We start from the raw sequence: 14,720 nt of genomic DNA on the forward strand, positions 1-14,720 counted from the left end.
TATTGCGGCGGGGCTCACCTCTTCCCATCCCGAACAGAGAAGTTAAGCCCGCCTGCGCAGATGGTACTGCAGTTTTGTGGGAGAGTATGTCGTCGCCTTTCTTTTGAAAACCCTGTTTCTTACGAAATGGGGTTTTTTGTTTTATAAAATATTCAGGCCTGCAGTTTTGCGGAGCCCCTGATAGCTATCGGGGCTTGTCGCCTTTTTTTAAAGAATCCTTCCCGATTTATCGGGAGGGATTTTTTGTTTTAGAATTCTTTTGGGCTATTATTTTCTTTAAGCCCGAAAAACTGCTTTTAATCCCAATGCGTTAGCGATGGAAGCGGTATCCTTTTGTTTTTTTTCTTTAAAAAACAAAAGATACAGCACACAGCCCCGCCCCGAGGGAAATGATATTAATATTCTAAGGTTTATTTGTTTATAAATGGTGAGTTTTTGTGGGATTTTATGTCTTGTGTAACTGACTTGGTAATTATGTCTTAAAATTGCTTAAAATGTTGTTTAGGCATGATTTCTTTTTTATTGTTTGTGATGTTTTTTAGTTTGCTTTACTATTAAAATTTTAAATTTGATCTTCTTTATAAAAATGCAAGAAGAATGGATGAACTAATTCAGATCATAAAGACTTTTCAGGAGTTGGATTTAGAGACGGAAGTTGCAATACGTAAATATTTTATTCCGGAAAATTTTAAGAAAGGAGATTTTGTGATTCGTGAAGGTAAAATATGTGATAAAATATATTTTATTAAATCTGGTGCTGTTCGCAGATTTTGTACTGAAGAAGGAATGGAAGTTACCAAATGGATATATACTGATAATCAGTTTGTGACATCTATGAGTAGTTTTTTTGAACAAAAGCCTTCATTTGAAAGTTTTCAGACTTGTGAAAATACTTCTTTATACTCATTGTCGTATTCTGATGAACAACTTTTGTTGGAATATCCACTTTTTGTAAAATTTCATATTAATCAATTACGACTTTATCTTTCAAAAATTAATGAATTCCATCATTTGTTTAGGATAATGACCGCCCAGCAGAAGTATGAATTTCTTCTGGAATCTTTTCCTCAGATTATTATAAAGTCTAAATTGAAGGATATTGCTTCACTAATTGGCGTCAGTCAGGAAACTTTAAGCAGAATTCGGGCATCAATTTCTTGATATTACCTCAAAAAATTGTCTGTATCTTTTTTTGATTTTTGTAAACTATTTTAAAAGTTTAAAAATTGAAAAATACTTTTGTTCATAAGAACGCTGCTTTGGGCTACAATATTAATCTTGGAAACTTTACTACAATTGAAGATGATGTTATAATAGGCGACAATACTTATATTGGAAATAATGTTACTATTTTGAGCGGTACAAGAATTGGAGAGAATTGTCAGATTCATTCAAATGCGATATTGGGTGGAATTCCTCAGGATTTAAAATTTCAAAACGAGTACACATTGTTGGAAATTGGAAATAGTAACACTATTCGTGAGTTTGTCACAATTAATAGAGGAACGGCTTCAAAGATGAAAACCATTATAGGAAATTCTAATTTGATTATGTCTAATGCTCATATCGGGCATGATTGTATAGTAGGAGATAATTGTGTTATTGGATTTAGTGTCGGAATGGCTGGTGAGGTCTGGGTTGGAGATTGGTCCAATATCAGCGGGTTGACTGCAGTACATCAATTTTCTATTATTGGAGAACATACCATGATTAGTGGTTTAAGCCGTGTTGTAAAAGATATTCCGCCTTATATTATGGCTGCACATGACCCTTTACAATATCTGGGATTAAATCTGGTGGGATTAAAAAGAAGAGGATTTGATTCTGATAAACTGGAGGAACTAAAAGCAATTTATAGAATTTTGTTTCAGCAAAAAAGAAATACAAAATTTGCTTTACAGTTAATAGAAAAAGAATTTGAACAAACTGAAGAGCGAGATAAAATTTTAGATTTCGTTAATCATTCAAAGCGGGGGATTATCAAAGGTTACAGGGAATGACTTTTAGTTGTAACAGAATTGTGAAATAGGTTTCAATTTTATTAATTTTAGTTAATTATTTAATTGGCTATTTATGACAAAATATAGTGCGAATCCTAAAGTTGATTTTTATTTTGAAAAAGCTGAAAAATGGCAAGAAGAGCTTGAGTTGTTGCGCAATGTTGCTTTAGATTGTCATCTAACAGAAGAATTAAAGTGGGGAAGTCCATGTTATACTTTTGAGAAAGCTAACATAGTTTTGATTCATGCCTTTAAAGAATATTGTGCTTTTTTATTTTTTAAAGGAGCATTAATGAAAGATTCGGATAATATATTGATTCAACAATCAGAAAATGTCCAGGCTGCGCGTCAGGTTCGTTTTACCAGTGTGAAAGATATTTTAAATACAAAAGAGTTTTTAAAAAACTATATTTACGAAGCAGCTGAAATTGAAAAAGCTGGTTTAAAAGTAGAATTGAAAAAAGTTTCTGAATTTAAAATTGCAGAGGAGTTTCAGGAGAAACTAAATGATAATTCTGATTTGAAAAAAGCTTTTTATGCTTTAACTCCAGGAAGACAAAGAGCCTATTTGCTTCATTTTTCTCAGCCAAAACAATCTAAAACGAGAGAGACGAGAGTAGAAAAGAATATTCCGCAAATTTTGGCTGGTAAAGGTTTAAACGATTAGCTTAAAGCATAAAAAACTCCTTTGATAAAAAGGAGTTTTTCTGTTTTAGCTGTCTAGGAAATTGGCTCTTCGATAATGTTTTTTTTCTTGATTGAAATTAGGGATTGTAATAGAATTGAGGTCATAATCAAACTTATCCCAATATAGAATGAAAAGTTGATTGATTTTCCCTCATCAAAAAATAGAAAAGCTAATATGATGGCATAAATAGGTTCTAAGTTGAAAGTTAAGTTTACAGTAAATGCCGGAATTTTTTTAAGTGATTCTGCGAACATTACATATAAAGCGACCGTACAGCATGAGGCTAGAACAAATAAATATAAAGTGTCTTTTAAATTTGGAATAAAGGATTCTTTCGGGAAATAATAAAAATAAACCGGTAAAGCCAATCCTAAAACAATGGTTCCGCCTAACATTTGATAAAAGTTAATCAGCTTACTATCATAAAACTGAACTAATTTCTCATTATAAATGGTGTACAAAGCGGCAAAGGCTGAAGAAATTATGCCAAGCATGATTCCAAGCTGATAGGAAGAATCAAAATGGAAAATCAGACTTATTCCTAAAAGCGTGAATAAACTGAGAAGACCTTGAACTAAATTGAATTTCTTTTTATTAATGATAGGCTCAAAAACTGCTGTAAAAAAACTCGTTAAACAATAACAAACTACGCCAATAGAAATGTTAGAGTATTTGATACTGGCATAGAAAAAGATCCAGTGAATAGTAATGAGTATTCCTGCTTTAGAAATTTTTGCTATTTCTGTGAAAGACTGAAGTCCCTTAAGCTTATATGATTTTAGAATAAAAAATAGGATTATTGAAGCAAATAACACTCGGTACCAAACCAATGTTAGTTCGTTAAGAGCAATAAGTTTTCCGAAAACGCCGGTAAAGCCAGCTAGTAACACTGCGGTGTGCAGTATCAAATATGATTTTTTCATAAGAAGTTGTCTATCCCTTTTAGGGATTTATTTTTGAATATTAATAATTTTATTTGAGGTAAAGACACAGAATAAGAGACTGAGTTATTCAGTCTGGCGTCAATACTAAAGAAGTATTATTAATTTCAAGGAGGAGGAAGACAACCTTTTAAGCTCATATTTGTTTTTGTATTTCAGCAAACTTAGGAAAAACGAACTGAATGAAAAAGTATAAAAAGTTATATAAATGTGAAAATTCTAACTTTTAAATGCTATTCAATATTTAATGTACTCTAAATTATAGGGTAAATCTAATTTTGATTTCAGTATTAATTTGTAGAACTTGCGGTCGCCTCAAATTATTAACTTAAAACCAAACCACATTATATTTAATGGAAACGAATAAATTACCAGTATCAGTTCTGCAGACCAAACAACATTTTGAAATTCTTGACGGGCTTAGAGGCGTTGCTGCTTTTGCTGTTGTTGTTTTTCATTTTATGGAATGGATTTTTACCGATCCGAGTAAGAATTTTATTGGTCATGGTTTTCTGGCTGTTGATTTTTTCTTTTGCCTTTCAGGTTTTGTAATTGGTTATGCTTATGATGATCGTATTGCAAAAATGGGGATCTGGAATTTTTTCATCGCCAGAATAATCAGACTTCATCCTTTGGTTATTGCCGGATCTGTTTTGGGGCTGCTGGCATTCTTATTTGATCCTTTTGGAGGACATTTGGAATTGTATAGTGCTGGCAAAATTGTTTTGACTTTTATCTGTTCCCTATTTTTAATTCCGTTACCAGTAATTGCAGATAGAGGTTTTAATTTATTTAGTTTCAACGCGCCGGCCTGGTCATTGTTTTGGGAATATATTGCCAATATTTTTTACGCTGTTATTTTGTATCGAATTGGCAAAAGCATTTTAGTAGTACTAATAATTCTTGCAGCTTTCGCAATCTGCTTTGTAGCTTACAATTCTGGAAATTTATTAGGAGGCTGGAGCGGACCTACTTTTTGGGATGGCTGTGCAAGAATTTCTTATTCCTTTTTAATGGGGTTGCTTATCTACCGTTTCAATTTGGTCATTAAAAACAAACTTGGATTTACAGGTTTAAGTATATTATTGTTGCTTGCCTTTATAATGCCATTTTCAGAATGGAATTGGTTAACGGAACCTTTAGTAGTACTATTTTATTTTCCATTATTGATTTCGTTAGGAGCCGGAGCAGTCTTAAAGCCTGGATTAAAAAAAATCTGTGTGTTTTCTGGAAATATTTCTTATCCATTGTATATGACACATTATGCAGTTTTATGGATGTTCGGGAATTATTATACCAATTATAAACCAAATACAACACAGTTGGCTTTTATTGTACCGATTGCAGTTGTTTTGTTGGTTGGATTCGCTTATTTAGTAATGAAAGTCTATGATATTCCGTTAAGAAAATATTTGACAGAGAGAAGAAAAAGATGATCGTAAAAACCTCCATAGAAAATCCTTACTATTATAAAATTTAAGATGAAAAAATATTATTTAATTTTAATATTTACATTGTTTTTTAATTATTCAAAAGCGCAAATCAAAAAAAATCAATCTAAAATGAAACCAGAACTAACAATCAGTTTAATTAATGTTTGTAAAAGTAAGCTTGATATTTTTGACCGTTTTATGAATAAAGGAACAACGGATGTTGAAATACAGGAATTGGAAAATTTTACGGGTCAAAAATTACCGGCATCTTATATCCAATTATTGAAAACCTATAACGGAGAAAAAAGAAGATTGGGCTTTTTGGGAGGATTCGGATATTTAGGTATTGAAGAAGTTAAAAAAGAATGGTCATTTTTTAGAAATGCTCCTGATACAAAACCTGAAGCAGTTAATCAGGTAAAAAAAATCACCAATATTTTGTATTCCACTAAAAGAATTCCATTCGCCCATGATAGTTCTGGAAATTTTCTTTGTATAGATTTTATTCCAGGTACTGATGGTGTTTTAGGGCAGATTATCTATCTTCCTTGTGGAGATCCCGAGCCGATTTCGGTAATCGCTGACAGTTTTGATGATTTTTTAAATTTAATGATTGAAAAAATTCAGTCTGAGAAGTTAATACTGGTTGATGAAAGAGAAGATTGGGATGCAAAAGACTGGGAAAAGGCAGATATTTATTTTGAACGTACATGGAATGATGATTGGAGTGATATTGCAGAGGAATATAACACAAAAAAATAGCTCCGTTGAATAGTAAATGAAAGGGAAAAACTTTCTAGACAAAAAAACTCCACTGTCATAGTGGAGTTTTTTTGTATTCTTTAAAAGATTTATTGTAAACTACACCATTTAATTAATTCCTGATATAGGTCATCAATCTTCTTTTTCTTGTTTTTACTTCTAAGATTTTTCAGCTCTTCGTTGAATTCTTTCATTTTAATAAATCCTCTGTCAATCATCACAGCGTTTACTTCGTTATTAATTTCAAGAAGAAGTTGAGTATCGCCCTTGTATGTCTCTTCAGCGTATAAGATAAAAACAGCGTAGGTCATATATTCATTAAAAACTTTGAAGCCATCAGGATAATATTCCGTTCCGTAAGCTTTAGTGTTGACCCATTTTTCTCTGTCTTTTAACACTGTGTTTAGTTCTTCTTTGTACTTTACACTTGGTTTTTCAACATAATTGTGATCAATTTCTGTAAACATGCTTCTGGTATTAAAAGCTTCACTGTTTTTTTCTGAGCGACCTTCTACTTTTTCTATAGTTGGCAAAACCATTTCGATGAGATGGAAATTATTGTTTTCATAACCTCCAGTGTAATTAAGACCGTTAATTAATGCCGAAGTATAAACAATATAACTGTTTATTTTGGTGTCGAAATTCTTTTCCAGCCAATTCCATTGTTTGCGTAGATTGGAGTATTTCTCATAATTAGAAATGATCTTATCATAAAAAGGTTTTTCAGATTTGTAAAAGTCACTGAAATGAGATTTTTTGGCAAAATCTTCAATTTCCTTTTTATAAGTTGTAATCGGATTTACTTCAATTTTGACATTCGCTACTTTATTAGCAGGTAAAATATAAGCTTCATTTGGTAATAAAACATTATTTTTTAAAAAGTAAGTTTGAGCATTTCCGGTAAAGAAAATATATTCAAGTGGATTTTTTGATAAAAGAGAATTCATCGTTTTAATGATCGCTTCCTCTTTATAAGGTTTGAAATGTTTAAGAACACGTTGGTAATAATCCCCTTTTTGTTCAAACATATCATCATTTTCTAAACCAAAATCAGTAATTGCCAGCATAATGGTTAGAAGCTCTTTTACTTCGTTAATTTCAATAGTGGATTTTCCCTGATTTTCTTTTTTGAATTTTTCTGTGAAATTTACTTTTTCCTGAGCAGATACTGTCAATGCTAAAATGAAAAGAAAGGTTGATAAAATTTTTGTTTTCATAAAATTAATTTGTTTTGGGTCGATCATTTTATGCTTTTAATATCTTAAAAATAAGGTTGTGTGATTTTTTAAGATTGTAAAAATGAAAGTTTACGATTGTAAATGTCTTATAAAATAATTGCAATTCAGTATATTTTTTTTCGTTTTTTAGGCTTTATTTGTAAGTTATTGATTTCAAATAATTTTCAGATAATTACTGATGAAAATGAATTCAATAATTTAAAAATTGAAAACAATTTATCCTATAAAAATGACAATTCAGTCAATAAAACTTGAGTTTTCTCAGGAATAAAAATATTTTTACATCAAAATCAAACTAACCAATAACTATGAAGAAAATTTTAAAAATCATCAAAATTACATTTATTACCCTCTTGAGTATTATTATAATTCTTATTGCGTATTTGTATATCAGTAGTAAATTATTTTTGGAGTCTACTAAAGATGAGAATATTAATTACCTGTCCAAAAATAATGTCCAGGTTTCAAATTCTATTGATGAAAAGTTATTTGATGCAGATTTTTATAAATCACAAGTTTTCTTGTTGGGAGAAATACATGGTTATGCTGATAATCAGATTATAGATCAGGAGATGCTTTTTTTCTTAAATAAGAAATTAGGAGTTAAATATTATATAGCCGAAATGGATAGTTTAACGGCTAAAAAGTTAAATGTTTTTTTATCCGAAAAGGAGAAGAACAAAACGGTTTTGAAAGAAGTTGTTGAATCAATCAAAAGAAGAATTCCACAGCAAGCGAGTCAGGAATTATTTGAAAAATGGGATGCTATTTATGATTACAATCAAAAATTAGCCGATTCTTCAAAAATTACTGTTATCGGAATTGATAAAAATTTTGATGATGAATCTAAAGGTTCAAGAGATGAAGCGATGGTAATTAATTTTAAAAATACAATTCACAAAAAGCATCTTGAAAATGAGAAATTCTATGGACTTTTTGGATATTTTCATACACTGCAAAAGAAAACAGAGTCGGGTAGGGTAACTTTTGCAGCAGGATTAAAAGATTCTGGAATTAAAGTCACCAGTTTTGTGAGTTATACAATTGATAGCGAAATGTACCTTCCTAAAAACCCTCAGTTTCCAACTCCGGAAGACGAAAAAGTAGATTGGTTAAATGCTGATGGTCCGTTAATGCTGGTAAAAGGAATCAACGATTTAAAAGAAACGAGTAAACCTAATGCGATTACTCTTTTTAAACTAAACTCAAAAAGCTCGCCTTATCTTAATTCGCAAAATTTAATTACTGTAAAATCCAGAGCGTTTGGAGAAAATATAGTTCCGCTAAAAGATTCTTTTGTAACCGATTATTTTCAGTATGTGTTTTTATTGAGAAATTCTAAAGCTTTGACGAAATTGAAATAGTATTTCTTAGCTTAAAAAAGTTTAGATATTCTGTCAAAATAGAAAATAATAAAAAACTCCTTAAGCAATTAAGGAGTTTTTTATTGAATTTTAAAAAGCTAAATGATGTTTTAGAATAAACATTTCTGTAGCATATTCATTCGGTTTTATTCCTGTCAATAAGATTTGCCATACTGGAATTAAATATTGGAAGATTTCCATCTAGAGCAGAAAAGAAATCAAGATCGGCGTTTTCTACTTCGATGATTGCTTTTTGTAAAACGGTTTCTCCTGCATTTGTTAACCGAATAATCTTTGCTCTTGTATCGGTTTCATGTTCATGTCTCGTTATAAAACCTTTTTCTTCCAGTGTACGCAATACTTTTGAAACCATCATTCTGTCAGCATTACTCTGGTTGGCAATATCAACTTGTGTTACAGAATTGCTTTTTTTCGAAAGCCATCCTAAAGCTGCCAATAATACAAATTGTGTCTGTGTTAAATCCAAAGGATCTAAAACTCTTTTTAATTTACGCTGCCAAAGCATAGTTAACTGCCCGAGCAGATAACCAGGGCTGTCTTTAGGACTTTTAAAATGAAAATTAATTTCTTTGGACATAAATTTCGAAAAGAGGTTTGAAAGTATCAAAGATAACCATCAAAAACTTTAGTTGATTGTTTGATAAAAAATATTTTCTTCCTCAATTATTTTGTCTCTAAGAAAGTAAGTTTATAACCGTCAAGATCTTTTACATGGAAAGCTCGTCCAAAAGGAGTTTCTATAATTGGTCCCGCAGTTGTTACTCCGTTTGCAATAAAACTTTCCTTTAGCTCGTCTACATTTTCTTTGACTGCAAACCAAAGCGCAACGCCAATACCTAATTCTTTGTCTTCAATTGGTTCCAGAGGAGTGCGGATCGCAAAACTTGCTTGGCCTTCATTGTATTTAAAAATGCAAGCTTGTGGATTGGTATTTCCAATTTCAAAACCTAATTTTTTTTCATAGAAGTCTTTCGATGCTTCCAGATTTTTTACTTGTAACGATGCAAATGTTAATTCTCTCATTTTTATATAAATTAAATTGTTGTCACAAATATAGTATTCGCGACAACAATATGCAAATGCATTTTGAATTTTCTTTTTTTGAAATTTTAAAACTATTATTTAATCCTTTTAGAATAGTAGACTTAGAAGGAATAATTATTTGCCGATAATATTTTCTATCGAATTACTAAATTCCTCCAAATTATTCTGTTTGTTATTCGTCATGAGAATAATCGTAAAACTTGGATTGCTTACTAATAAAGCCTGATAGTTAAAAGCAGCGCCATCGTGTATATGACTAGTTACTTTTCCGTTTTCGATGGTTCCGCCACCAAGCCCCGTTTGATTGTCTTTGGAAAAAGGTTCAAAAAGTTCGCGTGTCGATTGCTGATTAATAATCTTAAACGAATTAATGGCTTCAGACCATTTGTAAAAATCCTTTAGATTTAAAGCTGTCCAGCCTGAAATGTTGTATTTCAGAATATCTTGCTTTCCATCGCTTTTATAAGATTTTGCGAAAAGCGGTTCTTTGTCGTCAGGATCTACAACAGCATTTTTGATTCCGATTGGTTTTAAGATTTTCTGTATTACGAATGAATTGAAACTCATATTCGTAATTTTTTCAATAATACGTCTTTGTAAAAACACATTATTATTGTTGTAATCGTATTGTGTTCCAGGTTCAAATTCGAGAGCTGCAGTTTTTAGCAAAAAAGCCATGTTGTCTGAATCCTGATTGACTTCATTCCATTTTATTTGAGGAAGTCCGCTAGTATATTGAAGTAAATGAATAATCTTGATTTTGTTGGCCCAGGATGGAAGTTCAGGGAGAAATTTAGAAACCGAATCGTCCAATTTTAATTTCCCCTGTTCTTTTAGCATCATAATTCCAACAGCATTAAACTCCTTGGCAATTGAACCAATATGAAAGCGATACTCTTTATTTAATGAAATGGTATTGCTTGCATCGGCCTGACCAAAAGCTTTTTCATAAAGTATCTTTCCTTTTTTGGCAACTAAAACATTTCCGTTAAAAGTTTTGGATTGAAGTGCTTTTTGAAATAAAGCATCGAGTTCAGTCTCTGTTTTATTTGTTTGAGCGTAAAAGTAATTGCACATTGTTAATGCAATAGTAAAAACTATAATTTTGATTTTTTTGATGATGATGTTCATTTTGGAAATTTTGATAAAAATAACTAAAACTTCATTAGGAATAGTTTGAGGTTTTATTTTCTTGTGTTTAAAAAACTTCAAAAGCAAAATAATTGTATATTTGAAACATAAAAGTATAGACTTCGCTCTATGCTTTATTGTTTTTGTGTAAAAAAAATAATGCTATGCTTATAAACGAATTATCAAAAAAAACAGGATTATCAATTCATACGATCAGATATTATGAGAATTTAGGAATGATCAAGGGATTGACAGATGAAAAGGTGAAATCTAATAATTACAAGCATTACAATAGTAATACGATTGAGCGTTTAGAAATTATCATAGAAGCCAGAGAGGTTGGTTTTACTTTGGCGGAAATAAAAAAAATATTGACCAGCTGGTTCGAAACTACCGATTCGAAACCTGAAACACTGGAACTTTTTCAGGCAAAAATAAAAGAGATTGATGATAAAATGATGTATTTTAAACAGACTAAGAGGCTTCTTGAAAAAGTATGTGAGAAAATACAAAATAATGATTGATAGTGAATTATAAATCAGTTAAGTCTGAGAATGCGAAATAAAAAAAAACTCCATTAGAAATAATGGAGTTTTTTTTATGCTTAAAAAGGTTATTTGCCTTTTACTATTTTTTCGAGATATTCAACTTTGTCTTTTTCGGCTTGGATTAAGCGTTCGTAAAGTTTTTCCTTTTCTCCATAAAGCTCTACAATTTTATCAAGTGGATTAAAAGTAGGTTGAAAATTAACGGCATTTAATGTTGAGCTGTCGTGGCTATTAAATGTATTGTTAATGATGCTTAGTATGTTTTCGTCGCTGTAATTTTTAATTCCTTCAGCTGTAACGCCAAGTGCTTTTGCAACTGCTGTAAGTTTTTCTTCATCAATAGTTTCGCTGTTTTCCATAGCAGAAATAGCTTGTTGGTTTGTTCCTAAAGCTTGTGCCAGTGCTTCCTGTTTCATATCGCGAAGTTCACGAATACGGCTGATGTTTCTTCCGATATGTTTTGGTCTTGATAATGTGCTCATAATTCAAAGATAATAATTAAGTGAATAAACCAGAACTGTAAAAAACAGATTTTAAATGTGTGTTACAGATTTTCTTGGGGAGCGGTAAACAAAAATACGATTTTTAGGGTAAGGATTTAGAATTCTGTTTTCAGTCTTAATTTTAGACAAAGATTTGTCATTCTGAGGAACGAAGAATCACACTAGAAATTCTGCAAAGTATGCCGCCAATCTGTGTCGATTTCCGAGTGTGATTTCTCCTTGCAGTCGAAATTGACAAGATTCTATTCAATTAGTGACTTTTTCTTCAATTTCTCAAACGCAATTATGTCTGCTTTTAAAACAAAAGGATTTTCTTTAGAATCAATATCAATCCATTCTAGTTTTTCTAATCCGGGAATTTGAACATGTAAATCTTCGAGATTAAGTATTTTGACAGTATAATAAATGTTAAGAATCTGTTTGTTGTCTTTAATGCGAGATTCAATAAAATCTTCCTGAGTATAATGATGATCCAGGATTTCAATTTTTAAGTTTAATTCTTCTTCAAATTCTCGATGAAGACATTCAATTGTTCCTTCTCCAAATTCAAGACCACCTCCTGGCAATTTGCATATTGGCGTTCCTGCATATTTTTCATGCAGTGCTAAAATCTTATTTTCATTTATACAAAAGGCATAAACTCTAACATTAAATCCGATCAGTTCGCTCATAATTTTGAATCTTAAATATTAAAAAAAGGCAAAAAAAAAACTCCTTAATTTCTTAAGGAGTTTCTTGGTGGGCGATGAGGGGTTCGAACCCCCGACCCCCTCGGTGTAAACGAGGTGCTCTGAACCAGCTGAGCTAATCGCCCTATTTTACTAGGTTGCTATCATTTCGTGATTGCGAGTGCAAATATACGCTAGTTTTCGAGTTCTGCAAAGAAAATCGAATAAAAAATAAAACTTTTTTAAAAATAATTTATATCTCCTTGTTTATGAATTTGTTATTAAATCGGTTTTTTTGAAGTTTTTTCTATATCAAAAGTATATTTTAGTTTAATGGAAGTTCGGCAACCACAAAAGTGCTTCCACCAACATAAATAAAATCATTTTCCGAAGCATTTTTCTTGGCTTCCGCAAAAGCGATTGCAACAGAATCGTATTTTTCTCCAGTTAGACCAAAGTTTTGAGACGCCTTTTGTAACGTTTCGGCAGGCAAAGCTCGTGACGAATTGGGATGACAGAAATAATAATGCGCTTCTTTTGGAAACAAAGGCAAAATAGAATCTAAATCTTTATCATTCACAACACCCAAAACAATATGCAGTTTCTCGTATTTTTCATTTTTCAGCTGATTCATCACAACCGATAATCCATGTTTATTATGTGCCGTATCACAAATTATTTTCGGGTTTTCTCCCAATTGTTGCCATCTGCCTTGTAAACCTGTATTTTTTACAACATGCAGCAAACCTTCTTTTAATTGTTCTTCAGAAATTTTAAAATCGGTTTCATTATTCAAAATCGAAATCGTCTGCTGCACCGTTTTTTTATTGTGAAACTGATAATCTCCAATCAAGTCCGATAAATAAATCTGATCAATTAAATCTGAAGCCAAATAAATCGGAGCGTTATTTTCTTCGGCTTTAGTCAAAAATACCGGTTTTGTTTCATCTGTATATTCACCAATTACAACAGGAACATTTGGTTTAATAATTCCGGCTTTTTCGCCTGCAATCGCTTCCAGAGTATTTCCTAAAAACTGCGTATGATCTAAACCAATATTGGTAATTACCGAAACCAAAGGCGTAATAATATTAGTAGCATCCAATCTTCCACCCAGACCAACTTCAATAATCGCAATGTCGGTTTTCTCAGAAGCAAAATAATCAAAAGCTAAACCAACCGACATTTCGAAGAAACTCATATCATTCGCTTCAAAAAAATCTTTGTGTTTGGCTACAAAGTCAATAACAAACTCTTCTGAAATTTCCTGACCGTTTATTTTAATTCGTTCTCTAAAATCTTTCAAGTGCGGAGAAGTATACAATCCGACTTTGTAACCTGCTTCCTGTAAAACAGAAGATAACATATGCGAAGTAGAGCCTTTTCCGTTGGTACCAGCCACATGAATGCATCTCAATTGCTTTTGAGGACTGCCAAGATGCTCTGCTAATAATTTAATGTTGGTTAAATCTTCTTTATAAGCTGAAGCTCCCTGTAATTGGTACATTGGAAGCTGATTAAACATCCAATTGGTAGTCTCTTGATAGTTCATTTATTTTGGATAAAATAGTTGTCGATTGAAATAAATTTCGATTTTTGTAGTTTAATATTACAGCGAAAATTATCTTTATTGCAAATTTCAAATATTTTTTAGAATTAATTATTAAAAACCAGAATTAATATATGTTTAGTTTTATTCAATTACAAACAGATACAATCGCAAATGCTTCTAATGTAGTGATCGAAAAGATTGCGCCGGAACAGGAAATTTCAATGTTTGGATTCATAATGAAAGGGGGAGTTTTCTTAATTCCGATCGCGATTTTATTGTTTTATACCATTTATGTAATCTTTGAGCGTTATATGTACATCAGCCGAGCATCCAAAATTGACAACCGTTTGATGCAGGATGTTGGAGATAAATTAAATTCTGGAAATATTGAATTAGCAAGAACCATTGTAGAAAGAAGTGATACGGCTGCAGCAAATATTTTAAAAGAAGGTGTTCTGGTAATTGGAAGACCAATCGCAGAAATCGAATCCAACATGGACCGTGCTGCAGATATCGAAATTGGCGAAATGGAAAGACGTTTAGGTCACTTGGGACTTATCGCAGGTATCGCGCCAACTCTTGGTTTCATCGGAACAATTTCCGGGGTTATTAAAATTTTCTATAGCATTTCGGTTACAGAAAATATCAGTATCGGAAACATTTCCGGAGGTTTATACGAAAAAATGATCAGTTCAGGTTCCGGATTAATCGTGGGGATTATCGCATACTCTGCATACCACTTATTAAACGGAAAAATCGATGATTTCGCTTTAAAAATTCAGAAACAGATTTTAGAATTTGTCAACATAATTCAAAGAGCATAAAGT

16 protein-coding genes, 1 tRNA gene and 1 rRNA gene are annotated in these 14,720 nt (G+C 31.6%); 9 read left to right on the forward strand and 9 right to left on the reverse strand.

The annotated features are described in order from the left end of the window. From rrf to ACFS3A_RS05195, 4 genes are all read left to right on the forward strand, one after another. A 5S ribosomal RNA gene (rrf, locus tag ACFS3A_RS05180) occupies positions 1-101 on the forward strand; the annotation flags it as partial. Positions 102-597: 496 nt separating this feature from the next. Next, positions 598-1,161, forward strand: a complete 564-nt coding sequence (locus tag ACFS3A_RS05185) for a Crp/Fnr family transcriptional regulator (RefSeq protein WP_379824365.1) — start codon at positions 598-600, stop codon at positions 1,159-1,161. Positions 1,162-1,226: 65 nt separating this feature from the next. After that, entirely contained in the window at positions 1,227-2,000 is a 774-nt protein-coding gene (gene lpxA, locus ACFS3A_RS05190; protein ID WP_379824367.1) for an acyl-ACP--UDP-N-acetylglucosamine O-acyltransferase, read from the forward strand. 73 nt (positions 2,001-2,073) lie between these two features. Beyond that, positions 2,074-2,667 (forward strand): YdeI/OmpD-associated family protein, encoded by a 594-nt coding sequence (locus ACFS3A_RS05195; RefSeq protein WP_379824369.1) that lies wholly within the window; start codon positions 2,074-2,076, stop codon positions 2,665-2,667. Between the two features lie 53 nt (positions 2,668-2,720). On the opposite strand, the gene ACFS3A_RS05200 is transcribed toward ACFS3A_RS05195, so the two are convergent. Next, positions 2,721-3,611, reverse strand: coding sequence for a DMT family transporter (locus ACFS3A_RS05200; protein ID WP_379824371.1), 891 nt, complete (start codon positions 3,609-3,611; stop codon positions 2,721-2,723). Positions 3,612-3,982: 371 nt separating this feature from the next. On the opposite strand from ACFS3A_RS05200, the gene ACFS3A_RS05205 reads away from it, so the two are divergent. Then, positions 3,983-5,065 (forward strand): acyltransferase family protein, encoded by a 1,083-nt coding sequence (locus ACFS3A_RS05205; protein ID WP_379824372.1) that lies wholly within the window; start codon positions 3,983-3,985, stop codon positions 5,063-5,065. Between the two features lie 126 nt (positions 5,066-5,191). Continuing rightward, positions 5,192-5,824: an SMI1/KNR4 family protein gene (locus ACFS3A_RS05210; protein ID WP_379824374.1), complete on the forward strand. Its 633-nt coding sequence runs from the start codon at positions 5,192-5,194 to the stop codon at positions 5,822-5,824. Positions 5,825-5,913: 89 nt separating this feature from the next. On the opposite strand, the gene ACFS3A_RS05215 is transcribed toward ACFS3A_RS05210, so the two are convergent. Then, positions 5,914-7,041, reverse strand: coding sequence for a DUF4932 domain-containing protein (locus tag ACFS3A_RS05215; protein WP_379824375.1), 1,128 nt, complete (start codon positions 7,039-7,041; stop codon positions 5,914-5,916). Positions 7,042-7,370: 329 nt separating this feature from the next. Between ACFS3A_RS05215 and ACFS3A_RS05220 the strand changes: the two genes are divergently transcribed. Then, entirely contained in the window at positions 7,371-8,426 is a 1,056-nt protein-coding gene (locus ACFS3A_RS05220) for a hypothetical protein (RefSeq protein ID WP_379824377.1), read from the forward strand. A 136-nt stretch (positions 8,427-8,562) separates the two neighbouring features. On the opposite strand, the gene ACFS3A_RS05225 is transcribed toward ACFS3A_RS05220, so the two are convergent. The 3 genes from ACFS3A_RS05225 to ACFS3A_RS05235 all read right to left on the reverse strand — a co-directional run bounded on the left by ACFS3A_RS05225 (position 8,563) and on the right by ACFS3A_RS05235 (position 10,622). Beyond that, the gene (locus tag ACFS3A_RS05225; protein WP_379824378.1) at positions 8,563-9,024 is read right to left on the reverse strand and encodes a MarR family winged helix-turn-helix transcriptional regulator; all 462 of its coding nucleotides are present in this window, start codon (positions 9,022-9,024) and stop codon (positions 8,563-8,565) included. An 86-nt stretch (positions 9,025-9,110) separates the two neighbouring features. Next, positions 9,111-9,470: a VOC family protein gene (locus ACFS3A_RS05230; protein WP_379824380.1), complete on the reverse strand. Its 360-nt coding sequence runs from the start codon at positions 9,468-9,470 to the stop codon at positions 9,111-9,113. A 135-nt stretch (positions 9,471-9,605) separates the two neighbouring features. Beyond that, the gene (locus ACFS3A_RS05235) at positions 9,606-10,622 is read right to left on the reverse strand and encodes a serine hydrolase domain-containing protein (protein WP_379824382.1); all 1,017 of its coding nucleotides are present in this window, start codon (positions 10,620-10,622) and stop codon (positions 9,606-9,608) included. 164 nt (positions 10,623-10,786) lie between these two features. On the opposite strand from ACFS3A_RS05235, the gene ACFS3A_RS05240 reads away from it, so the two are divergent. Continuing rightward, entirely contained in the window at positions 10,787-11,146 is a 360-nt protein-coding gene (locus ACFS3A_RS05240; RefSeq protein WP_379824384.1) for a MerR family transcriptional regulator, read from the forward strand. 89 nt (positions 11,147-11,235) lie between these two features. On the opposite strand, the gene ACFS3A_RS05245 is transcribed toward ACFS3A_RS05240, so the two are convergent. The 4 genes from ACFS3A_RS05245 to ACFS3A_RS05260 form a co-directional block, all read right to left on the reverse strand. Beyond that, positions 11,236-11,652, reverse strand: coding sequence for a helix-turn-helix domain-containing protein (locus ACFS3A_RS05245; RefSeq protein WP_379824386.1), 417 nt, complete (start codon positions 11,650-11,652; stop codon positions 11,236-11,238). A gap of 263 nt (positions 11,653-11,915) precedes the next feature. After that, positions 11,916-12,344, reverse strand: a complete 429-nt coding sequence (locus ACFS3A_RS05250; protein WP_379824388.1) for an NUDIX domain-containing protein — start codon at positions 12,342-12,344, stop codon at positions 11,916-11,918. 65 nt (positions 12,345-12,409) lie between these two features. After that, positions 12,410-12,487, reverse strand: a tRNA-Val gene (locus ACFS3A_RS05255). 179 nt (positions 12,488-12,666) lie between these two features. Then, the gene (locus ACFS3A_RS05260) at positions 12,667-13,893 is read right to left on the reverse strand and encodes a bifunctional folylpolyglutamate synthase/dihydrofolate synthase (RefSeq protein ID WP_379824390.1); all 1,227 of its coding nucleotides are present in this window, start codon (positions 13,891-13,893) and stop codon (positions 12,667-12,669) included. A gap of 131 nt (positions 13,894-14,024) precedes the next feature. On the opposite strand from ACFS3A_RS05260, the gene ACFS3A_RS05265 reads away from it, so the two are divergent. Continuing rightward, entirely contained in the window at positions 14,025-14,717 is a 693-nt protein-coding gene (locus tag ACFS3A_RS05265) for a MotA/TolQ/ExbB proton channel family protein (RefSeq protein WP_289663327.1), read from the forward strand. Positions 14,718-14,720: the final 3 nt, after the last annotated feature.

The sequence above is a fragment of the Flavobacterium notoginsengisoli genome (assembly GCF_042686225.1).
Taxonomy (GTDB): Bacteria; Bacteroidota; Bacteroidia; order Flavobacteriales; family Flavobacteriaceae; genus Flavobacterium; species Flavobacterium notoginsengisoli.